Genomic DNA, 21,508 nt, shown 5'->3' with positions numbered 1-21,508 from the left:
CAGTGTGACCTGTTATCAGATACCGTAGTTATCTACATCTTCCTGCGTGATGGTAGTTGCATCGAAGCCCTTCTCATCCATGATTATAGTCTTTTCAGAGAGAGTTTCGTCATTTTCAAGTTTGTCGATTATATCCTTTATGTAAGAGGACTGGAAAGGATTGCACTGTCCGTCATAGTTCCAGTTGCCGTCCAGCAGTTCTTTAAGTGCCCACTGGTTGCAGTCGAAGCCCATAACGATAACGTCCTTGCCTACGCCGTGGGATATATTAGCCTTATCCAGTGCTGCAACAGCGCCCTTAGCCATATCATCGTTCTCAGCATAGATTACGTTGAAATCCTTGCCCGAGTCGATAACGGACTGAACTATCTGCTGTGCCTTTTCAGCGTTCCACTCAGCGGTCTGTTCTTCAACTATCTCCCAGCCGTCGGAAGCTGCTGTATCTGTCAGTGCCTGAGATCTGCCTTTCTGTGCAGCAGAACCCATAACGCCCTGAAGGTGTATTATCTTATAATCGGAAAGTCCCTGACCCTTCAGCCAGTCAACTGCGGTCTGACCTTCCTTAGCCATATCGGAAACGATGGAAGCTTCATACAGGCTCTCATCAGCATCGATGGTTCTGTCGAAGAGTATTACTCTTACGCCTGCGTCCTGAGCGTCCTGCAGAACTGTATCCCAGCCTGCGGTATCAGCTGCGGACAGAAGCAGATAGTCAACTTCGTCCTGAATGAATTTCTGAGCGGCTGTTATCTGCTCATCGTTCTTGAGGCTGTAATAGAAATCAGCCTTGAATCCGTTCTCCTCACAGAATGTAGCCTTGAGGTCCTTGTCGTTAGCTGTACGGTAGCCCGACTCATTGGGGTCATTATTGATTATACCAACGTAGATATAATCGCCGTCATCAGCTGTTCCTGTATCTCCGACCTCATCTTCGCCGCCGTCATTATCAGCGCCGCCGTTGTCTTTGGCGCCGGACTTTGCAGACTTTCCGCCGTCATCAGAACCGCTTTCTGTATCTCCGCAGCCTGCGAACATTGCAGCGCACATCACCATACTTATTGCCATTGCCAAAATCTTCTTGACTTTCATTCTGATTTCCTCCTCAGATATTCATATCATTGTGTTATCCTCCAAAGGTGTACTTTCGCCTTACACCTTTCGTGTTCTTAACTTGTACTTACATTATAATCAAATTGTGCATACATTTATACCAAAATATTTACTCAATTTGTTTAAATTTTTACTGCCACGTAAAAAATTCTACATACATATGTTTGCACTATTCTGAAACTGTCTTGGAGTCTGTCCCGTACATTTTTTGAATATCTGGCTGAAATACCTGTAATCCTGAAAACCCACCTCGAATGCTATCTCATATATAAGCTTTGAAGTACAGCAAAGGAGCTCTTTTGAATGCTCTATCCTTATGCCTGTTATGTACTCGGATAGGTTCTTTCCTGTCTCGCGCTTGAACAATGCGCTGAGATAAGCAGGGCTTATACCCACAGCCTCTGCCACCGCAGTCAGTGAAAGTGCACTGCTCATATAGTGCTCATCGATGTATTCGCGGGCGTCTCTAACAACAGAATTGCCGTTTTCATGACATTTTTCAACTCTCCAGCGTATGCACTGCTCCAGCATATCATGCATATTTTCCCGGGCTTTTTCCACCGTGGAAAGTCTTTCTTCTATCTCGTCAACTCCGCCGAAGCACGCCGTAAACTCCTCGTCGGTCACTCCCAGCTGCCGCGTAAAGCTTCTGGCTTCCAGATACATATCGGTACAGACATAAAGTCTCAGCACCAATGAATGCAGACCGTCAAATCCGACCTCATCCAGTACCTCGTCCAGCACCTTTCCGCAGCTTGCGGTACTGCCGCTCCTGAGCAGCTCACCTATCCTTTTGGTATCAAGTTTTCTTACATTGCAACATTCTTCCGAACAGCTTTTCTCTCTCATAAATAGTCACCACCACATTATCTTGTATGTACAACTATGCTCTTCCATTTTCATTTATTAAAAACGCACCCATGACCAAGGTCATAAGGTGCGCTGCTGTGTACATATCACCATCCGCACATAACGTTGCTCGCCGCTATGTGCGCAAACGGATAAACTCTCTCTATTTCACACCCTTTTTCCTCTGAACCGATTGTAATGTATTACCCATTCTAAGGTCTGTCACAGACTCCCTAACCACAAGTTCGGGAGTGAACAGCATATCCTTCGGCGAGTTCTCGCGCCCTTCTATCATATCAAGAAGAAGCTTCGCAGCGGCTTCGCCCAGCTTTTTCTGCGGATGATGCACCGTAGTCAGCGGCACCTCACAGATGGAAGCATACCTGGAATCGTCTATGCCCACCACAGAGATATCCTCGGGCACCCTTATGCCGTTATCTCTGCAAAGTTTAAGCAGCTTCACAGCTATCTTGTCATTGTAGCAGACAACTGCGCTCTTGTCTTTCAGCAGACCCAGCAGCTTATCCTGGGTATAGCTGAATATATCGTTTCTTTCCGACGTTGCGAACCATATTACATTCCTCTCCGATTCGCGAATACCGTGTGCCAGACAGCTCTGCATGAATCCACTGTAACGCTTATGACCCTGCAGGTCGTCCAATGCGAATACTCCCGCTATTTTTGTGTGTCCGCAGTCGAACAGATAGTCAGTGACAGTTCTGCCTGCTGCCTCGTCGTCCATAGCAACACAGGGCTGATCTGCTCAGGGATACTTCGCATTGAAGAATACCAGCGGTATCTTCTCGCGCCTTAGCTTCGCATAAAGGTCCATGTTCGGGTTCGGCAGAGCACTCTTTGAAGGCTCTACTATCAGCCCCTGAACTCCGTTTGCCAGCATACTTTCAAGCGCCTGAGTTTCCTCATACACCTGGTTGTGAGTTATCGCCAACTGCATAGTGCAGCCCGCACTGCCAAGCACGCTCTCAACTCCCGTAACTATGTGCGGGAATATATAATCGCTGAAATAAGTGGATATCACTCCTATGCTGCCCCTTACAGATACAGGCGAGGATACAGATGACCTGTTCCCCACAAATGTACCGCTGCCGCGCACACGGACTATAACATTCTCACTCTCAAGCAGCATCAGCGCCTGTCTGACTGTCTGCCTGCTGACACCGTGGATCTCACACAGCTGTTTTTCGGTAAGAAAACGGTCATTGGGCTTCAGACCCTTTGACGCTATATGCTCCTTTACCCAGTCCACGATCATCAGATATTTATAGTTGTCCATAACTTCCCCCTCGATCTTATTATCGGTTGTATACCATGTATTTTCCAAATTTCAATATATGACTTTACTAATTTGAACAAATTATAGCACATATAAGAACACTTGTAAATACAACTTTAGCGTATTTTTCCCAATTTTGTATAGTTAACAGATTCATTATAAACTAATTTGGCGGTTTTGACCAAACATCTTCGCATCTATCAAAGCGTACAAATTTTTCAATTTCCAGATTTTGTATTTACCTGATAAAAACATATTGCGGCGGAATGCTCATTTTTTTACATTAACTATTGAAATTCCGACACAGTTGTGTTATAATGGAATAAGTATACAGTTGACCATATACTGTTGCATTGATGTAGATCACTGCATAGCAAAGAGGGTAAAATTTTATGAGCAAAAATTATGATGTTATCATCGCAGGCTGCGGCGCCGCAGGTCTGTACGGGGCAGTAAATCTCCCTGCCGATCTGAAAGTTCTCGTGCTGGCAAAGCGCGAGCTCACGCTGTGCAATTCCGCGCTGGCTCAGGGCGGTATCGCAGGCGTTTACAAAAGCCCCGAGGATTCTCCCGAATATCACAAAGAGGATACCTTTATAGCAGGCGGTTTTGAGAACGATCCCGATTCTACCGAGGTGCTTGTTACCGAGGCTGCTCAGGATATCGACAGGATAATACAGCTTGGCGTTGAATTCGATAAAAAGCCTGACGGTGACTATCACCGCACTCTTGAGGGCGGACACGGCAAGCACCGTATCTTCCACCATAAGGACGCTACGGGCTATGAGATAGAAACCAAGCTTCTGGCTTATGTACAGACACTTCCCAATGTTGAGATATGGGAAAACGCTCTGATGTGCGACTGCCACAAAGTCGGCGACGGATTCTCTTTCCTTGTGCTGAAGGACGACGAGTACATCACCTGCAATTCTCACAAGGCGATATTCGCAACAGGCGGCATTGGCAGAGTTTACGAGTTCACCACAAATTCAGCCATAGCTACAGGTGATGGTATCGCCAAGGCTTATGAGATGGGCGCTAAGATACAGCATCTGAGCTATATACAGTTCCATCCCACCGCATTCAACAACCGCAAGACAAGGGAGTGCTTCCTGATATCCGAGGCTGTACGCGGCGAGGGCGCTTATCTGCTGAACTGCAACAAGGAAAGATTCATGCAGAACTACGACCGCAGACTTGAACTTGCTCCCCGTGATGTGGTATCACATTCCATAATATTTGAAGCAAGAAGAACAGGCTCTGACGAATTCTACATCGATATTTCCCACAAGGATCCCGAGTTCGTCAAGAACCGTTTCCCCATGATATACAAGAACCTGCTTGAAGCAGGCTACGATATGACAAAGGAACCTGTACCGATATTCCCCTGCCACCATTACCTTATGGGCGGAATAAATGTTGATACCTATGCAAGGACGAATATCGACGGTTTGTATGCCTGTGGCGAGTGTTCACACACAGGTGTTCACGGCAACAACAGACTGGCAAGCAATTCCCTGCTGGAAGCTCTTGTATTTTCAAGACGTGCGGCACACGATATCGCCGAGAAGATAGACAAAAACAAGGAGCTGGAAAGCTTCGATTACAAGATAGACGAGAACGCGGAGCATATCCCCTCGGGAATCCGCCGCGAGATAAGATCTATCATGCAGAAGGCATATTTTGTACTGCCCGATATCGGCAGTCTTCAGGACAGCCTTACAAGGGTAGCGCATATCCGCGAGATGCTTGTGAAAGGCAATTTCAAGCTCGACCGCGATTATATCGAAGCCAAAAGCCTTGCAACAGTGGCATATATCGTGCTTACCGAGGCTGTTGAGATAGCTTTTGAAAGTGTCCCCCTCGATTACGTTGACTACGAACACGGATTCTGATGATACCACGGAGGTAAATTTATGAGACTTATGCAATTCCAGATAGATGATATCATCAAAACAGCTCTGCTGGAAGATATCAATTATATAGACGTGACCACCGACCTGCTGGTCAGCGATGACGCTGTCAGCACTGCAAAGTACGTTTCAAAGGACGAAGGAGTGCTCTGCGGCATTGAAGTAGCTCTGAGAGTTTTCAAACTGCTGGACGACAGAGTGTCTTTCCGAATTTTTATACATGACGGCGAAGTTGTACAAAAAGGCGACATCATCGCTGAGATAACAGGACCCACAAGGGCTCTCCTCAAAGGCGAGCGCACTGCACTGAATCTGGTGCAGCATATGTCGGGTATAGCTACCGCCACAAACAAGTGCGTTCAGCTTATCGCAGGCACTAAGGCAAGCGTGGCTGATACAAGAAAAACTCTCCCGGGACTCAGGGCTATACAGAAGTATGCAGTTACCGTGGGCGGAGGAAAGAACCACCGCTACAATCTCAGCGACTGCGCTATGCTGAAAGATACTCATCTTGATGCTTACGGCAGCATGACAGGTGCGGTTAACGCTCTGCGTGAAAAAGTCGGTCATACAGTCAAGATAGAAGTTGAAGTAGCCGACATGGAAATGCTGAAAGAAGCTCTCGACCTTGGCGTTGAGATAATCATGCTGGATAATATGTCCAACGAGGAAATGGCAGAAGCTGTTAAGCTGACAAACGGCAGAGCTCTGCTTGAAGCTTCCGGCAATGTTACCGAAAAAACTATCCGCGGTATAGCTGAAACAGGCGTTGATATAATCTCGCTCGGTGCACTGACACATTCTGTCAAGGCATTCGATATCTCCATGAAGATGGTAAAATGATATAGTAAACGACATATTTATTTCTACATTCAGCGCTCGCAGACGCTGTGCTTTTTGTGGCTGTGAGTGCTGAATGTCCTGAAATATATGTCGTTTACTATAACCTTGCAATTGCAACTCATGATTGCGCAAATGCAAAGTTCGGTTGGTAGATTTTTACCTTGAAAAGTGATAGTATTACAATATGATCATTAAAAGCAAACGACATAAATATTTGATTTATGTCGTTTGCTGTATTTCGGGATATATGTCGCCGCAAGGGACTGACCGTAAAAGTAAAATCTACGGCATTATTTGCCCAAAAAGGAAGAGGAGATCATTTATGAAAAGAATAGCAGCATTTGCGATCGCACTGACAGTAGTTTTCGGCGGAACAGCTTATCTGCCCTGCACAGTATCAGACAGCACTATCATAGCTTCGGCTGATACTTCACAGGGCGGCTTCGTGGTAAGCAAAAAAGGCGACGGGACCTGCACCGTAACAGGTTTTGTAGGTAAATCGGAGAACGTTGAGATACCTGCGCAGATTTTCGGCTTGACAGTTACAGAGATCGGCGAAAATGCTTTTCTGTTCAACGAGAATATGAAAACCCTCGTTATCCCCGATACCGTCAAAGTGATACGTAAAGGCGCTTTTAGCAACTGCTATGAGCTCACAACCGTAAAGGTCGGCAAAGGTGTGGAGATCATGGAGGATAAGGCTTTCTTTGACTGCACAAAGCTCGCTTCAATAAATATCCCCGAAAATACCATGTATCTGGGAAGACTCTGCTTTGCTGAATCTTCTCTGAAAAGCGTGACTATGCCGAGAAATGACTGTGTGCTGGGCGATCAGCTGTTCAGCGGCTGTACCAAACTGGAGACACTGATACTTCCCTCAAAGCTTTTCACTATCCCTCAGCTGATGTGCTATAACTGTTCATCACTGAAAAACGTTACTATCCCCGAAAGTGTTTGCTCGATAGCAGACGGCGCATTCCGCGGATGTTCAAGCCTTAAGACCCTTAATATCCCCGCCGCAGTACAGGTCGTAGGCGATTATGCCATAGGTTTTGATCTTAACTCAAATAAAGTCAGCGGATTTACCGCCAAAGTCATTGCAGGAACTGCGGGCGAAACTTACGTCAAGAAGTACGGACTTAATTACACCTACGGCAGCGGCGGAAGTCTCAAAGGTGATGTGAACGGCGACGGTCTGGTGAATATCACAGACGTTTCAAAGTGCGCCGCTCATATAAAAGGCAAAAAGCTGCTGGACAGTGCCGCACAGGCAAGGGCAGACGTAAACGGTGACGGCAAGATAAATATCACCGATGTAACCAAGATAGCCGCCCAGGTCAAAGGCAAAAAGAAGCTTTGATAATGACGGAGGATATACAATGAGAGTAAGTACATCATTTCGTGTAAACGGCACAAACAGGAACGTTTCACCTGCATTTGCGGTATGCCTGGTAATGGCGATATTCATACTGGTGGGCGGAATACTCGGTGCCGTAGGCATTATACTGAGCAAGATCGATGCGAAGAAAAAGGAAGAATGCACCGTACCTGTTGAGGCTTATGTTATCAGCTACAAATATAATGAAGACGGTCTGGCTTCACCGATATACAGCTATGAGTATGAGGGCGCTCCATACGAGTTCTCGGCAAATGCATATTCAAATGATCCTCCCTATGATATAGGCGACAAGGCTGACATCATGATAGACCCTGATTCTCCGCATAAAGCTTATGTTCCTGCTGATAAGACCATATCTTTTATTTCAATTCTGTTCAAGTGCATAGGATTCGGTTTTGTAGGCATCGGTGTGATAGTAGTCCTTGTGGGATTTTTCCTGTCTCACCTGGGCAAAAAGCAGGCGGAAAAGGACGATTTCAGCAGCTACGGACAGTGGCAGTAAAATGCAACTTTTCGTTGCGCAATTGCAAATCTGAGTTGGTAGAAAAATCATTTCAAAAGTGATAATATATGTATAAAGAAAAGCCAAGGGCTTAAATTATATGTAGACTATACGGAGGAGAAAGAATATGGCAAGAAGAAACACACAGGCAAGTCCCGGATTTATGATCTTTATCGGGATAGTAATGGTCGTAATGTCAATGGTCATTTTCACGACCGGCAACAACACCAAAAAGATGCATAAGCGCTGCACACAGTCCACAAACGGCATAGTTCAATCAGTGACCCAGCAGCGCAGAACAAGAAAATCAGGCAAGCACAGAAGAACCACCTACTATGTTTATCTGACAGGCTATGAGTTTGAAGTTAACAGCAAGCCTATCCACGGTTCGTCTACTCTCCAGTCAGGCGAAAGACTCAGCGAAGGCGCAAACCTTACAGTATACTACAATCCTTCCGACCCCGACAACGATCATTACACCAGATATGATGATACAGGCACAGGCGGAATGGTAGCTTCTGTATTCGTTGGTCTGATCGGTGTGATATTATTCGTTTCAGGAATAAAGACCAAAGCATCAAGAAGAAGCATGGGCGGTGTACGCGGAATGGCAGCAGGCGCTGTACTTTCGGGCATGAACGGCAATAACAATTATAACAGCAACTATAATAACTACAATTACAACAGCACCAACAGCTTCAATAACAACTACAATAACGGTTTCAGCGATACAAACAGCTACAACAATTATAACAACGGCTATAACAATAACAACAGCTATAATACCTACGACAGCAACGGCTTCAACAACTACAACAACGGTTATAACAACAATAACAGCTATAATAACGGCTACAGCAATGATTATAACAACAACTACAATAATAACTATAACAACAGCTACAACAATAACAACGTATACAGCGGCAGCAGCAACAATTACAATGACTTCAATCAGCTGAACTGATAATACCGAGTATCCGAATGATCGGCATACAAGACACAGAGGAACGTATATGTCAAGAAGAAGTACAAAGCCAGAGCCCGGCATAATGATATTCATGGGTATAATAATGATAATAATGGCTCTGATATTTTTCGTGACCGGCAGCAACGCCCAAAAGATGCACAAGCGCTGCACACAGTCCACGAACGGCACTGTGCAGACAGTAACAAGGCAGATGAAAACAAGCCAATCGGGCAAGTACAGCAGATCTACATACTATGTTTATCTGACTGCTTACACATTTGATGTAAACGGCAAGGCTTATTCCGGCTCGTCTACCCTGAGTTCGGGTGAGAAAGTCGATATCGGAACAAGTATCAAGGTATACTACAATCCCTCTGCCCCCTCTGACGAACATTATACAACATATGATGATTCCGGCAAAGGCAGCATGATATGTTCGGTATTACTCACTCTGTTCGGCGTGGTATTTATCGTTATAGGCATCAGGAATACAGCATCAAGGAAAGGCATGAAAAGTGTCCCCGAAATGGCTGCATGTGCTGTAATAACGAGCATAAACGGTCAAAAATATAATTACGGTCAGTATGACGATCATAATGACTTTTATCGCTGAACTGATCTATTGACATTTCCAATCCTTCACCATATTATTGTAAAACATTTCGCACGGTACGGAAAAACTGTACCGTGCTGAATGTCGTTATAAACATAAAACAACAGATGTTCAAGGAGGTATCATCATGGCATCTATTCTTGACGGACAGCGGCAGTTCCACATACAGACACTTCCCGAGGAAGTGGGCAGATATGTTATTCTTCCCGGCGATCCCGGGCGTGTGCCGAAAATAGCGGCACTTCTGGATAACGCTGTACAGGTGGCAAACAACCGCGAATTCAATGTGTACACAGGCACACTCGACGGTGAAAAGGTAACGGTATGCTCAACAGGCATAGGCGGACCATCTGCGGCGATAGCGGTGGAAGAGCTTGCAAAATGCGGTGCGGATACCTTTGTACGCATTGGCACCTGCGGCGGCATAGACCTTAAGATATGGGGCGGCGATCTCATTATCGCAAACAGCGCCATACGTGCCGAGGGTACTTCATACGAGTATCTTCCAATAGGTTATCCTGCGGCGGCGGATTATTCCGTACTTAGGGCACTGGCTGACAGCGCCGAGGAGCTTTCCACAGATGAGAACGGAAACCGCTATCATGTGGGCGTGGTACACTCCAAGGACAGCTTTTACGGTCAGGTAGAGCCTGAGCGCTCAGGCGTGGCGGATTATCTTCTGCCAAGATGGAAGAGCTTTGTAAAATGCGGCTGTCTCTCCTCTGAGATGGAGTGCGCTGCGATATACTCGGTGGGCATGGTCCTCGGTGTACGCTGCGGCTGTGTACTTACAGCCCTTTGGAACATGGAACGCTCCAAACAGGGCTTGCCCGATACCCTGACTGACGACAGTTCACGCGGAATAAAATGCGCGGTGGAAGCTATAAGAAAGCTTATTCGCCAGGATAAAGCATAACGATACAGAAGCTTTTACGCCATAGTATTTCCGATGACCATGTCGGACATACTATGGTGTTTTGTTTGATATCTGTATCCCAAAAGGAGGCGCATACCGTGGATAATTGTATTGAAAAGAAAAGCACAGATGATTATGCCGAAGAAGGCAACATACTATTTGATAAAGAAGAATACGATCAGGCTATAAAAATATGGCTGGAGGGGTTGGCTTCATTAAGTAAGCCGATAAACGCACAAAGTGAAGCAGTGTGGTTCCAGACATCTATCGCAGATGCCTTTTTCATGCAGGGGAAATATGAGGATGCATATCCGTATCTTTGGGACGCAAAATCAAATCTTTCAGGCGAGGGTTACACAAACCCCTTTCTTATGCTTCGTCTGGGGCAGTGTTCACAAGAATTGGGAAAAGCAGATGCCAAGAAATATCTTATGCGTGCCTATATGCTTGCAGGAGAAGAGATCTTTGAAAGCGAAGATGAAAAGTATTTTGATCTTATCAGGGATATGATATAAGTCAAGCCCCGAGGTGCAAAACCTCGGGGCTTTGATTCTATTTGCGTTTCAAGATAAGTCTCAACGCCTTTTTATCATTTGCTGTTCGTCTTAGCCTTATCTGATTTTCCTCTAACAGAAATATCCCAGCAAAGACCTGCCGCGATGAACATTATGTAAGTCGCACTGAACCAGGTGGTGTTGAACCAAGCCTGAACCATATACGCCAGTACCGCCGCAAATGCTGCCGCAGATATCCAATCGGACTTGCCCTTGATGAAGCCAGCTGCAAGCTTTATGCCCTTTATCAGCGTAGCTATAAGGAAGACAGCATACAGTATCAGTGTGATAACACCCTTCTGCATAGCGGTATCCATATACTCATTATAACTGCGGTCCATGGTGAGGTTATAATTAGAAAGATAGTAAAGACCGTTATCGGGACCAACGCCCAGCGCAGGTTTATCCGAGATCACATTTACCGCATCACCTAAGAGATAATCGTAGATGCCGCGGGTATCGGACTCTTTGTCTGTTATGCCGTATACGTAGTCATATCTTTCATAGTGTCCTATCGACCTTACAACATAGCTGTCGGTGAAGATGACATTCTCATCATTGAACTTGGCTGTGCCTGTGCCGAAGAGTGCGCCTGCCGCGATACCCGATACAGCCAGAGGAATGAACACCGCAAGTGCGCCCTTGCCGCCCTTTGCCGTCTTGATAACGGCCACTATCAGCACGATAAGCGAAGCTGTGCCTATTCCCAGAACGCCTGCATAAACATCTGTCAAGCAGGCAGCAGCAGCCATTATCGGGGCAGCTATGCAGTAAAGTATCCTGCGCTTTTTGTTATCATCAAAAGCCGCGCCGCCGATAGCCAGCGCAAATGCCACAGACAGAAAAGCTGCCAGCGCATGGGGAGAAGTAAGGAATCCGCTTGCGACCCTGCTCTTTATATACACTCCGAAAGACGTGTAGTTCTCCTCCTGTGATATGTATATCTCGCCCTTTGAAGCATCTGCAACATCGGTGGTGCTGGGATAGAGGAAGAGATTTTCAAAATAATTCTTTGTAACAGACGATGCACCGGGGATAGATTCGATAATACCTACTATCGCCTGAAATGTTCCCATGCCTACGATGAGGTCAGAGAGAGTTTTTTTACGATCGACATCACTGAGTGCTGCCGCCGCGGCAAAAAGTCCCAGCCAGCCAAGAGTCATCAGAAAACCGTCATGTCTGCCGATGTAGCCCAGCAGAGAATCGTGCTTGCTGGATGCCGCCAGTGCCGATACCAAAGTCGATACAAGCAACAGTATGGGCAGTATCAGCGTCTTGTTGTTTTTGATATCCACAAGACCCTTCTGCCTTGCCACATCAAACACCAGATAGCCCAGTCCGCCCATAAGCATGACCATCGATGCCGAATAGAATATAAAATTATCGCCGAGATAGTGAGGTATATTATCCTCAACATACATCTCGATATGCTGAGTGTAATACGCAGGTATAAGCACCAGCGATATTATCAGCACTGCCAGCATACAGAAACGGCTGCACATTTTCTGGGCACCGTTAAAGTCCATATTCAGAATAAAATCTGATTTTTCCGTAGAGCCAAACAGGTGCTTGTGCCCCTTGTTCAGCGTATCTGTTTTTTTATCCTTTGCCATGATGCGCCTCTGTATTTAATTATAAATTTTTTATAAAAAAGGCGGACAGGTCATTGCCTGTCCGCCATTGTCAAGCCTTACTTGGCATACTCCACTACTCTGCTTTCTCTGATAAGGTTCACCTTGATCTGTCCGGGATAGTCCATCTCTGTTTCTATCCTCTTCGCGATCTCTCTTGCCACCAAGACCATCTTTTCGTCGTTGATCTTGTCGGGCTGGATCATGATCCTTACCTCTCTGCCTGCCTGTATTGCGAAAGATTTCTCTACGCCGTCATAGGAAGTACAGATCTCTTCAAGCTTCTGTAATCTCTTGATATAGTTTTCATAGTTCTCGCTTCTCGCGCCGGGTCTTGCCGCGGAGATAGCATCTGCCGCCTGTACCAGTGCCGCAACGACTGTTCTCGTTTCAACGTCGCCGTGGTGTGCTTCAATAGCGTGGATAACATCGGCATTTTCCTTGTACTTCTTACATACATCTACGCCTATCTGAACATGAGAACCTTCGATCTCATAGCTCAGTGCCTTACCTATATCATGGAGCAGTCCTGCTCTTCTTGCGAGATTTGCGTCAACACCCAGTTCAGATGCCATCATACCTGCCAGATGTGCCACCTCTATCGAGTGATTGAGCACGTTCTGACGGTAGCTGGTCCTGAATCTCAGACGACCCAGCAGCTTGATAAGCTCGTGATTAAGACCGTGAACATTGGTCTCCAGCACAGCTCTTTCGCCCTCCTGCTTGATCTTGAGTTCAACTTCTCGCTTGGCTTTCTCTACCATCTCTTCGATGCGGGTGGGGTGGATACGGCCGTCCTGGATAAGCTTTTCAAGCGCTATCCTTGCGACCTCACGCCTTACCTGATCGAAACAGGAAATGGTGATAGCCTCGGGGGTATCGTCGATGATAAGGTCAACACCTGTGAGAGTTTCAATGGTACGGATATTTCTTCCCTCGCGTCCGATTATCCTACCCTTCATCTCATCGTTGGGCAGTGCCACAACAGATACAGCGGTCTCAGAGACCTGATCTGCTGCACATCTCGCAATAGCAAGCGAGATATACTGCCTTGCCTTGGCATCGCACTCGTCCTTGATCTGTGCATCATAGTTAGCTATCTTGACAGCCTTCTCATGTACCAGATCGCCCTCAAGCTGTGCCAGCAGATATTCCTTAGCCTGATCAACTGTCAGACCGGATATCTTCTCCAGCATATCCAGCTGTGAATGTTTGATGCGTTCAGCCTCAGCCACCTTCTCGTCGGCGGACTTCAGCTTTTTCTGAAGCGTTTCTTCCTTCTTTTCCAGATTGTCCAGCTTCTTGTCGATGCTCTCTTCCTTCTGCTGGATACGTCTTTCCTGTCTGGATACCTCACTTCTTCTTTCTTTCAGCTCTTTTTCAGTTTCCTGGCGGGACTTATGTATTTCGTCCTTTGCTTCCACCAATGCTGACTTTTTAAGAGTCTCTGCGTTTTTCTTCGCTTCCTCTACTATCTTTTCTGCTTCCGCTTCGGCAGAGCCTATAGCTGCTTCGGCAGTTTCCTTGCGATAGTCGATTCCCTTCTTAAAACAAATGTAGCCACTGATAGCTGCGCCAAGAACAAGAGCCGCTACACAAAGTCCTATCGCTAAACCGATACCTATCATTGTATAGCATTCCTCCTTCTTGAAAGTACAGAGTCCTTTTCCTCACGGACACCCCTTGTATCCCCGAAAAAAGCCTCTGCCCGATATTAAATTGTAAAGATACATTTAGCATGAATAGTTTTATGGTAAACCGCCTCCGCGGGACCGATAAAAATTTTAATGCATAATATTATTGTATAACAAATCGCCGAAAATGTCAAGGTGTTTTTTAGATATTCTGCTAAAAATTTATTTTTTGGGGATATGCCCTAAAATCCCCCTTGACAAACGCATTAAAGAGTGATATGATAATTTTATAATATTATAAATCGATGACGGGGAAGCCGTTTGGCATATAAAGCGCATCACAGAGAGTCCTGCACAAGCTGAAAGCGGGACATCGCAAAGCTTCACGGATACCGCCCCAGAGTGCGTCCAATACACGCCGCAGTTCTGCGTTAAAGACTAAATGAGGCACACTTCCGCAAAGCGGTGCTGTGCGAACCTGGGTGGAACCACGTTATTTACGTCCCATGGGAGTTTTATGCTCCTGTGGGACTTTTTATTTTCGCATTATTTTTGCACACGTAACAGAACAATGGGAGGAAACGTAAAAATGAAGAACAGAAAAACATTCGCAATGATATGCTATTTTATATGCATCGCTGCCAGTATCGGTGCGGGAGTGGTATCATTCCTGGCATACAGGCATTCGATAACCTACACACTGGGATTTTTGATTTTTGTGCCGATATGGATAGGCGCATACTGGTTCCTGGGATTCTTCAATGCACTGGCAAGGGAGAAAAACGGCAAAAAAACAAGATTCATAGTTAAAAAATCGCTCACCAGAGGATTGAGCGCAGTGGCTAATATCATGAGCGTACTGCTTTTGTGCTTCTGGGTCTACGCTTATATATTCATGGTACTTCCCGCCAACAAGGCTGACGGCAAAGCGAAAGTCAGCGCACAGCAGGTCGTATCATCCGGCGTGGTATGCGATAACATAAACTGACCTGAAACAATATGAACGGAGGGATATCATGAAAGTCGGAAAACCCGAGACCAGCGGCTGGGATGCTATTACCGCAGAATTTGAAAGGATATATCCCGGTCAGACAGCGCCTATACACTATGGTACCGTAGTACCATATGAACTGGGCGGCAACGACCCGCTGAACGGCATAAGCATCTATGACGGCGGTGATTTCTGGCACTTTGTCAGCTACGGTCTTACCGAGCTTTACGAAAAAGAAAGCCAGGACAAGGAATGGAGCGGTTTTGGCTTCGAGCTGACATTCAAACTGAAAAAGAACTGCTATACCCCCGAAAACGAGGCCAACGAACTGAAAAGCGTTGCAGGACTTCTTCAGCAGATAGCAAGGATAACCTGCAAGAACGGTGAGATATTCCAGAACAACGAGTACCTGTACACGGGTCAGACCGCGGGTATAGACTTTGAGCAGAAGTCCCCGCTGACAGGCTTCATCTGCATCAACGACCCGTCGGTAAACACACTTGAAACACCTAACGGCAGAGTGGAATTCATCGAAATGATCGGCATGACCGATGCTGAGCTGAAAACTCTAGGCTCTCATGAGAGCGTGGCTGAGATATACAAGAAGCTCGGCAGCGATGTTACCGACTATTACAGAAAATCAATAGTATAAACAAAGCAAAATATCCTGCGGGCAGGCAATATTCACCCGCAGATGGTAAAAATGAAAGGCGGAATAGTAATGATAAAGCTAACGTTAAAAGACGGCTCCGTAAGGGAGATCGAGCAGGCTGTACCTGCAAGTGAGATAATCAAGGGTATAGGCATGGGTCTGTACAAAGCAGCTTGTGCCGTAAAGATAAACGGTGAGGTCAAGGATCTGAGAACCGTTATCGACAGCGACTGCGATTTTGAGGTGCTGACTTTCGATTCCAAGCAGGGCAAAGAGACTTTCTGGCATACTGCTTCCCATCTGCTGGCTCAGGCAGTAAAGAACCTTTATCCCGATGCTAAGCTGGGCAGAGGTCCTGCTACTGATAACGGCTTCTACTATGACTTTGAAGTTGAAAAGCCTTTCACTCCCGCTGACCTTGAAAAGATACAGGCTGAGATGAAGCGTCTTGCCAAGGAAGGCTATGAGCTTGAAAGATTTGAGCTTTCCCGCGATGAAGCTATAAAGCTGATGGAGGAAAGAAACGAGAAGTACAAGATCGAGCTTATCGACAAGCACGACAGCAAGGGCGAAAAGCTTTCATTCTACAAGCAGGGCGATTTCGTTGACCTCTGCGCAGGTCCTCATATCATGAGCGTTGCTCCCATCAAGGCTGTTAAGCTGACACAGTGTACAGGTGCATACTGGGGCAAGGCTGAGGACGGCATACAGATGTCCCGTATCTACGGTACTGCATACCCCAAGGCTTCTCTGCTGGAAGAGCACCTGAAAGCTATGGAAGAAGCAAAGCTCCGTGACCACAACAAGCTGGGAAGAGAGCTGGAGTACTTCACAACTGTTGACTACATCGGTCAGGGTCTGCCTATCATGCTGCCCAAGGGCGCTAAGGTAATACAGACTCTCCAGAGATGGATAGAGAACGAGGAATACAAGCGCGGCTATCAGCTGACAAAAACTCCTTTCATGGCAAAGCGCGATCTCTATAAGATCTCGGGTCACTGGGATCATTACAGAGACGGTATGTTCGTGCTTGGCGACCCCGATGACGAGACAAAGGAATGTTTCGCTCTGCGTCCCATGACTTGTCCTTTCCAGTATCAGGTATTCCTGAACAGAAAGCGTTCTTACAGAGATCTTCCCATGCGTCTGGGTGAGACTTCCACACTGTTCCGCAATGAGGACAGCGGTGAGATGCACGGTCTTATCAGAGTAAGACAGTTCACTATCTCCGAGGGTCATCTGATACTCCGCCCCGAACAGCTTGAAGAAGAGTTCCGCGGCTGTCTCGACCTTGCAAATTACTGCCTTGAAACGCTGGGGCTTGCAGAGGACGTAAGCTACCGTTTCTCTCAGTGGGATCCCAACAGAACGGACAAGTACGAGGGTACTCCCGAGCAGTGGGACGAAGCTCAGGGCACAATGAAGAAGATACTGGACAATATCGGTCTTGATTACGAGATAGGTATCGACGAGGCTGCATTCTACGGTCCTAAGCTGGATATCCAGATCAAGAACGTATTCGGCAAGGAAGATACCCTTATCACAATACAGATAGATATGCTGCTCTCCAAGAAGTTCGGCATGGAGTATGTTGACAAGGACGGCAAGATGCGCAATCCTTATATCATCCACAGAACTTCCATGGGCTGCTACGAGAGAACTCTTGCTCTGCTGATAGAGAAGTACGCAGGCGTGCTCCCCCTGTGGATGGCACCCGAGCAGGTACGTATACTGCCCATCAAGCCCGAGCACAATGACTATGCTTACGACCTCTGCGATAAGATGCGCGCTCTCGGCATGAGAGTTGAGGTAGACGCTGAGGACGATAACATCGGTCCTAAGATCAAGCAGGCAAGATTCGACAGAGTTCCTTATATGTTCATCGTAGGCGATAACGAAGTTAAGGACGGCACTGTAACAGTACGTTCCAGAAAAGAAGGCGAGCTGCCCGCTATGCCCGCAGACGATGCTATCGCTAAGCTGAAGGAAGAGATCGACACAAAGGCTAAGTAATACAAAGTTTGTATACACAAAAAGCGATGTACCTATTGCAGGTACATCGCTTGTTTTTTTACTGTAACTCTATCTTGTTTCTGCCGTAGTGATCATCTTTGTCAGCGTCACAAGCCGCTTTGGTTTCAACAAATACCTGACGGTAATTCTTGTGCTTTTCGCGGTCGTAGGTAACGAAACCCTTTGCGACCGAGAGAATATTATCACGGACGTGTTCTTCGTTGTACTTTTCAAGTTCTTTCTCAAACTCTGCAAAAAGGTCTTTCATCTGCCAGTTCTGCTTCTGGTCTGTCAGTATAATGAACTCGTCGCCTGTTACATGATAAACATTTTCTTTGCCGAATACGTTTTTCAGCACCTTTGCACATTCAAACAAAAGCTTTTCACCGGCTTCAAAACCGTGGTGAACATATATCTTCTTCAGACCGTTGATATCAAAAAACGCCGCTGAAAAATCAGCTTTGCCCGCAGATATCTGCTCGTCCAGCTCTTTTATCCTGTTTCTGTAACACGCCTTGTTCTTAACGCCCGTAGTGCCGTCTATCTCCGACCTTGCTTCAACATACCTTGCAAAGGAACGCATTTTATCGTATACCTTTTCAATACTTGAAGTTACTGCTTCATATTCGTTGGGGGTATGTTCATCGTATGTTTCACCGCTTGCCAGTGTTTTCAGCACCGTACTGTCAGCATCGGGCAGCATTTCAAGTCTTTTTAGCGAACCAGCCATGATGATCTTGTCGATCTTCTGCGTAACATCGTCGAGGTCGTCAAGCCTGTTAAGCATGGCTGTAAAACGCTTTCTGTTCTGTGACATGATAATGAATGACAGTATGATACCTATCGTCACAGCGATACAGGTAACTATAACAGCTACCGATGTCTGAGAATTAAGGGCTTTTTCGTACCAGTCCGCGCTGAAATCAACGCCTATGATACCTACTACCGAGCCCTCGGTATCGTAAACAGGGCTGTACGCCGAATAGAATCTGCCCCAGTCGTCACTGTGAGGTGATTTATCAACATCTGATCTGCCATTAGCTGCACTTACTATAGCATCGGTAGTTTCGATAGTCTCACCGAAATCCGCAGGGTCTTCCCTGTCAGGGTCGATGGTGAATGTGAAAGTATTATTGGGACCCGGTTTTACACCGTAGATATAGTCAAGCTCGATATTATCCTGAAATGAACGGAGTATATTAAGCGTCCTGTTATATTCCTCGGTGTCCTTATCCTCAGCCGTAATATTTTTCAGCACATCACCGTCGATCTGTGCGGCGGCAGTCTTAGATACATCAAGCATTCTTTCTTCTATCTGGGCGCGAAGAGCGTTTTTTGATACATTTACAAGTATAACACCCATCAGTATATTAGTAGTAAGCAAAAGAGCAAGTGCAATAATAAAATTACGCATACTTGTTTTTACATTGGTTTGTTTTCTATCCATAGTACACCTCTTTTCGCCATTTTAAAATATTGATAAGTAAATATCAACATTATTAAGATTCATAGAAATTTCACATCAAGTTCTTTTGTTTATTATAGCATGATTGTCAATTGCTGTCAAGTAAAATGTCACCTTTTTATTGTATTTGTTTTGCGTTTTTGTTACAACGCACAAAATCACACCGAGCAATATGACTTCCCGATAAAAACACAGTAAACCCATGGAAATCTGCCAAGGAAGAGAGCTTTGGGTCAAGCGTTGCGCGGCAGCAAACCAGCGACCAGAACAAAGCTATGCCGCGAAGGGAGCTTTGGCTCAAGCCTTTCGCGAAAGGCTTGCGGAAGCCACAGTCAGCAAAGCTGACTGTTAGAGGCAGAGCCTCTCGATCAAGGCGCAAAACTAGCGTGACAAGAGTGCTGTAAATAGCACAGCAAACTAACGACCAAATAAGGCGCGGCACGCGGTCGACGCAGTCATCGCTACAAAAAATTACGAGCGTATGCGACCGTATGCATACGCTCAAACTATGTGCGTAAATATATTGCCGCGCCCGTCATCGGACAGCGAAGCCACAGCCGACGCAGTCGCTGTTATCCGATGACTCGACCCGAGGAACGAGGGGCGAACCCTCGCAAACTTCTGATAAAAACAAATATCCGTCTCTCCCACCGACGCATGATTTCTCGTAAAAAATACATTGCCCCGAAGCACACTAAAATGCTCCGGGGCAAAACTATCATCAGGGAGAATATATTCCAATGTCGCCTATCAGCCGTTAACAGTATTCACAGCGCCCATGAAAACAGGTGTACCGCTCTCTGTGTCGATTATCGCATAAACAAAAGGTCTGTTCAGATATACTTCCTTGGGATCCTCTATTTCAATACAAGCCTCATCGACCATTTCAACTACCGTTGCAGCAGCAGCCTTTGTGCCGTTGCGGTCAAGCTCAATATGGGTCTTGTGGATAACTTTGTCTATGTAAAGCGAACCTGTGCCGGTCTCAGCCATTTCAGAGAAATCAGCACCATCACCGAAAGGCATGGTCATACCCATGGCTTTCAGGTCATCGCTGAGTTCCTTGCCGTAATCATAGGTGAATTCGGGTATGCAAGCATTTACTTTTCCGCCGGAAGTCTGCCACAGATTCTTCAGCTTTTCGCCGTCAAGACCTGCCACATAGTCAACCATGTCAGTACCCTCAGCAGGCAGCATAGCCATGAAAGCGTAATCATATCCCTTGTAATACTTCAGGAAGCCCGTTGTGTTCTCATCCTCGAAATAACCGCCTTCCTCGGAGTACAGCATAGTCACCTTTTCTTCCTCGCCATTGCTGTTGGTGAAGGTCTGATCCTCATTCACCTGATGTTCTGCATAAGGCGAAGCCCATTCGCCCTCAAATGCCATCGCATTCACCAGATATGCCACCGCATCATATGGTATCTCGTCGAGAATATTTGGTATCATTCCGTTTGTGTTATTGTTTACCCAGCCGTTTATATCATTGCACGTAGTATCGTCAAAAGGCGCAAGGAAGCTGTCAGCGTTGTATACCGACTTTACCTTGTCGCAGAAAGACTGCTTCATCTTGATACGGTCTGCATCATCACGAACCCATACGGAATTCGCCACATTGAAAGTTATGTCTTCACTGTTCATGAACTTTGTCATGCGGTACTGCATAGCCTTGTTTACGGTATCTATTCCCTGACCGCCAAGAGCTTTTTCCATCTCTGAAAGGGTCTCACCCTTTGCTCCGTTGGCAGTCATTCCAAGAGCCATCATAACGCTCTCAGGTGATATCATAACATTGTTGCCCGCCTTGATATCCTCTGCGCAGGCGGTCTTGAAAAATTCAGCCGCGTAATTGCGGTACGAAGCATTGAAATCGTCGTCGGGCATTTCATCGCTCTTTTCAGGAGTTACCGAAGACAAAGGCTTTACTGTCAGTGATATTTCAGACTCGGCAGGCTTATCGCCGTTATCAGGTTCAGCCGCTGAAAACGATGTATCGGGCTCGCTCTTTTTCGATGCGGGAGATTCTTTCTCCTCTGTAACGTTTCCGCAGGCGGTCATCGCCATCATCAGACCTGCAAGTGCAGTGCATATAGTTCTCTTTAAGTATGTGTTTTTCATTTTTGTTTCCTCCTGTTTTGTTGTCGGTGTTTTGTTAT

The 21,508-nt window shown here is 46.2% G+C and carries 19 protein-coding genes; 11 read left to right on the top strand and 8 right to left on the bottom strand.

All coding sequences use genetic code 11. The features are described from left to right. Window positions 1–15: 15 nt before the first annotated feature. The 4 genes from BM265_RS01635 to BM265_RS20510 form a co-directional block, all read right to left on the bottom strand. Window positions 16–1,089, bottom strand: a complete 1,074-nt coding sequence (locus BM265_RS01635; RefSeq protein ID WP_074959740.1) for an ABC transporter substrate-binding protein — start codon at window positions 1,087–1,089, stop codon at window positions 16–18. Window positions 1,090–1,260: 171 nt separating this feature from the next. Then, entirely contained in the window at window positions 1,261–1,959 is a 699-nt protein-coding gene (locus BM265_RS01630) for a helix-turn-helix domain-containing protein (RefSeq protein WP_074959739.1), read from the bottom strand. Between the two features lie 163 nt (window positions 1,960–2,122). Continuing rightward, window positions 2,123–2,701: a substrate-binding domain-containing protein gene (locus BM265_RS20515; RefSeq protein WP_242940747.1), complete on the bottom strand. Its 579-nt coding sequence runs from the start codon at window positions 2,699–2,701 to the stop codon at window positions 2,123–2,125. A 21-nt stretch (window positions 2,702–2,722) separates the two neighbouring features. Next, on the bottom strand, window positions 2,723–3,253 hold the full coding sequence (locus BM265_RS20510; RefSeq protein ID WP_242940746.1) for a GntR family transcriptional regulator: 531 nt from the start codon (window positions 3,251–3,253) through the stop codon (window positions 2,723–2,725). 392 nt (window positions 3,254–3,645) lie between these two features. On the opposite strand from BM265_RS20510, the gene BM265_RS01620 reads away from it, so the two are divergent. The 8 genes from BM265_RS01620 (at window position 3,646) to BM265_RS01585 (ending at window position 10,924) form a co-directional block, all read left to right on the top strand. Then, a complete protein-coding gene (locus BM265_RS01620; protein WP_074959738.1) occupies window positions 3,646–5,148 on the top strand; it encodes an L-aspartate oxidase in 1,503 nt (500 codons plus the stop codon). A gap of 21 nt (window positions 5,149–5,169) precedes the next feature. Continuing rightward, window positions 5,170–6,009: a carboxylating nicotinate-nucleotide diphosphorylase gene (gene nadC, locus BM265_RS01615; protein ID WP_074829930.1), complete on the top strand. Its 840-nt coding sequence runs from the start codon at window positions 5,170–5,172 to the stop codon at window positions 6,007–6,009. 322 nt (window positions 6,010–6,331) lie between these two features. Further along, entirely contained in the window at window positions 6,332–7,369 is a 1,038-nt protein-coding gene (locus tag BM265_RS01610) for a leucine-rich repeat protein (RefSeq protein ID WP_074959737.1), read from the top strand. Between the two features lie 19 nt (window positions 7,370–7,388). Further along, window positions 7,389–7,910 (top strand): DUF3592 domain-containing protein, encoded by a 522-nt coding sequence (locus BM265_RS01605; RefSeq protein WP_074959736.1) that lies wholly within the window; start codon window positions 7,389–7,391, stop codon window positions 7,908–7,910. Between the two features lie 127 nt (window positions 7,911–8,037). Further along, window positions 8,038–8,877: a DUF3592 domain-containing protein gene (locus tag BM265_RS01600; RefSeq protein WP_074959735.1), complete on the top strand. Its 840-nt coding sequence runs from the start codon at window positions 8,038–8,040 to the stop codon at window positions 8,875–8,877. 49 nt (window positions 8,878–8,926) lie between these two features. Continuing rightward, the gene (locus BM265_RS01595; protein WP_074959734.1) at window positions 8,927–9,493 is read left to right on the top strand and encodes a DUF3592 domain-containing protein; all 567 of its coding nucleotides are present in this window, start codon (window positions 8,927–8,929) and stop codon (window positions 9,491–9,493) included. A 127-nt stretch (window positions 9,494–9,620) separates the two neighbouring features. Continuing rightward, window positions 9,621–10,409: a nucleoside phosphorylase gene (locus BM265_RS01590; RefSeq protein WP_074959733.1), complete on the top strand. Its 789-nt coding sequence runs from the start codon at window positions 9,621–9,623 to the stop codon at window positions 10,407–10,409. 98 nt (window positions 10,410–10,507) lie between these two features. Then, window positions 10,508–10,924 (top strand): hypothetical protein, encoded by a 417-nt coding sequence (locus BM265_RS01585; RefSeq protein WP_074959732.1) that lies wholly within the window; start codon window positions 10,508–10,510, stop codon window positions 10,922–10,924. 74 nt (window positions 10,925–10,998) lie between these two features. Here BM265_RS01585 and BM265_RS01580 read toward each other — a convergent pair whose 3' ends face one another. Next, window positions 10,999–12,579, bottom strand: coding sequence for an O-antigen ligase family protein (locus tag BM265_RS01580; RefSeq protein ID WP_074959731.1), 1,581 nt, complete (start codon window positions 12,577–12,579; stop codon window positions 10,999–11,001). Between the two features lie 77 nt (window positions 12,580–12,656). Beyond that, complete coding sequence (gene rny, locus BM265_RS01575; RefSeq protein ID WP_431767982.1) at window positions 12,657–14,225, bottom strand: ribonuclease Y; 1,569 nt, start codon at window positions 14,223–14,225, stop codon at window positions 12,657–12,659. Window positions 14,226–14,820: 595 nt separating this feature from the next. On the opposite strand from rny, the gene BM265_RS01570 reads away from it, so the two are divergent. From BM265_RS01570 to thrS, 3 genes are all read left to right on the top strand, one after another. After that, complete coding sequence (locus tag BM265_RS01570; protein WP_074959730.1) at window positions 14,821–15,219, top strand: hypothetical protein; 399 nt, start codon at window positions 14,821–14,823, stop codon at window positions 15,217–15,219. 28 nt (window positions 15,220–15,247) lie between these two features. Beyond that, entirely contained in the window at window positions 15,248–15,874 is a 627-nt protein-coding gene (locus BM265_RS01565) for a suppressor of fused domain protein (RefSeq protein WP_081358333.1), read from the top strand. A 69-nt stretch (window positions 15,875–15,943) separates the two neighbouring features. Then, entirely contained in the window at window positions 15,944–17,887 is a 1,944-nt protein-coding gene (gene thrS / locus BM265_RS01560; RefSeq protein WP_074959728.1) for a threonine--tRNA ligase, read from the top strand. Window positions 17,888–17,945: 58 nt separating this feature from the next. Here thrS and BM265_RS01555 read toward each other — a convergent pair whose 3' ends face one another. Beyond that, on the bottom strand, window positions 17,946–19,334 hold the full coding sequence (locus BM265_RS01555; protein WP_074959727.1) for a sensor domain-containing diguanylate cyclase: 1,389 nt from the start codon (window positions 19,332–19,334) through the stop codon (window positions 17,946–17,948). 768 nt (window positions 19,335–20,102) lie between these two features. Then, complete coding sequence (locus tag BM265_RS01550) at window positions 20,103–21,470, bottom strand: serpin family protein (protein WP_074959726.1); 1,368 nt, start codon at window positions 21,468–21,470, stop codon at window positions 20,103–20,105. Between the last annotated feature and the right edge of the window lie 38 nt (window positions 21,471–21,508).

The organism is Hominimerdicola alba (assembly GCF_900112155.1).
Classification (GTDB): domain Bacteria; phylum Bacillota; class Clostridia; order Oscillospirales; family Ruminococcaceae; genus Hominimerdicola; species Hominimerdicola alba_D.
This window is presented reverse-complemented; position numbering and strand designations above follow the sequence as displayed.

Coding starts and splice junctions, on each gene's coding strand:
- BM265_RS01635 (WP_074959740.1), bottom strand. CDS start 1,089: ATGAAAGTCAAGAAGATTTTGGCAATGGCAATAAGTATGGTGATGTGC.
- BM265_RS01580 (WP_074959731.1), bottom strand. CDS start 12,579: ATGGCAAAGGATAAAAAAACAGATACGCTGAACAAGGGGCACAAGCAC.
- BM265_RS01610 (WP_074959737.1), top strand. CDS start 6,332: ATGAAAAGAATAGCAGCATTTGCGATCGCACTGACAGTAGTTTTCGGC.
- BM265_RS01555 (WP_074959727.1), bottom strand. CDS start 19,334: ATGGATAGAAAACAAACCAATGTAAAAACAAGTATGCGTAATTTTATT.
- BM265_RS01630 (WP_074959739.1), bottom strand. CDS start 1,959: ATGAGAGAGAAAAGCTGTTCGGAAGAATGTTGCAATGTAAGAAAACTT.
- BM265_RS20515 (WP_242940747.1), bottom strand. CDS start 2,701: ATGGACGACGAGGCAGCAGGCAGAACTGTCACTGACTATCTGTTCGAC.
- BM265_RS01595 (WP_074959734.1), top strand. CDS start 8,927: ATGTCAAGAAGAAGTACAAAGCCAGAGCCCGGCATAATGATATTCATG.
- BM265_RS01570 (WP_074959730.1), top strand. CDS start 14,821: ATGAAGAACAGAAAAACATTCGCAATGATATGCTATTTTATATGCATC.
- BM265_RS20510 (WP_242940746.1), bottom strand. CDS start 3,253: ATGGACAACTATAAATATCTGATGATCGTGGACTGGGTAAAGGAGCAT.
- BM265_RS01550 (WP_074959726.1), bottom strand. CDS start 21,470: ATGAAAAACACATACTTAAAGAGAACTATATGCACTGCACTTGCAGGT.
- BM265_RS01605 (WP_074959736.1), top strand. CDS start 7,389: ATGAGAGTAAGTACATCATTTCGTGTAAACGGCACAAACAGGAACGTT.
- BM265_RS01600 (WP_074959735.1), top strand. CDS start 8,038: ATGGCAAGAAGAAACACACAGGCAAGTCCCGGATTTATGATCTTTATC.
- rny (WP_431767982.1), bottom strand. CDS start 14,225: ATGATAGGTATCGGTTTAGCGATAGGACTTTGTGTAGCGGCTCTTGTT.
- nadC (WP_074829930.1), top strand. CDS start 5,170: ATGAGACTTATGCAATTCCAGATAGATGATATCATCAAAACAGCTCTG.
- BM265_RS01565 (WP_081358333.1), top strand. CDS start 15,248: ATGAAAGTCGGAAAACCCGAGACCAGCGGCTGGGATGCTATTACCGCA.
- thrS (WP_074959728.1), top strand. CDS start 15,944: ATGATAAAGCTAACGTTAAAAGACGGCTCCGTAAGGGAGATCGAGCAG.
- BM265_RS01620 (WP_074959738.1), top strand. CDS start 3,646: ATGAGCAAAAATTATGATGTTATCATCGCAGGCTGCGGCGCCGCAGGT.
- BM265_RS01590 (WP_074959733.1), top strand. CDS start 9,621: ATGGCATCTATTCTTGACGGACAGCGGCAGTTCCACATACAGACACTT.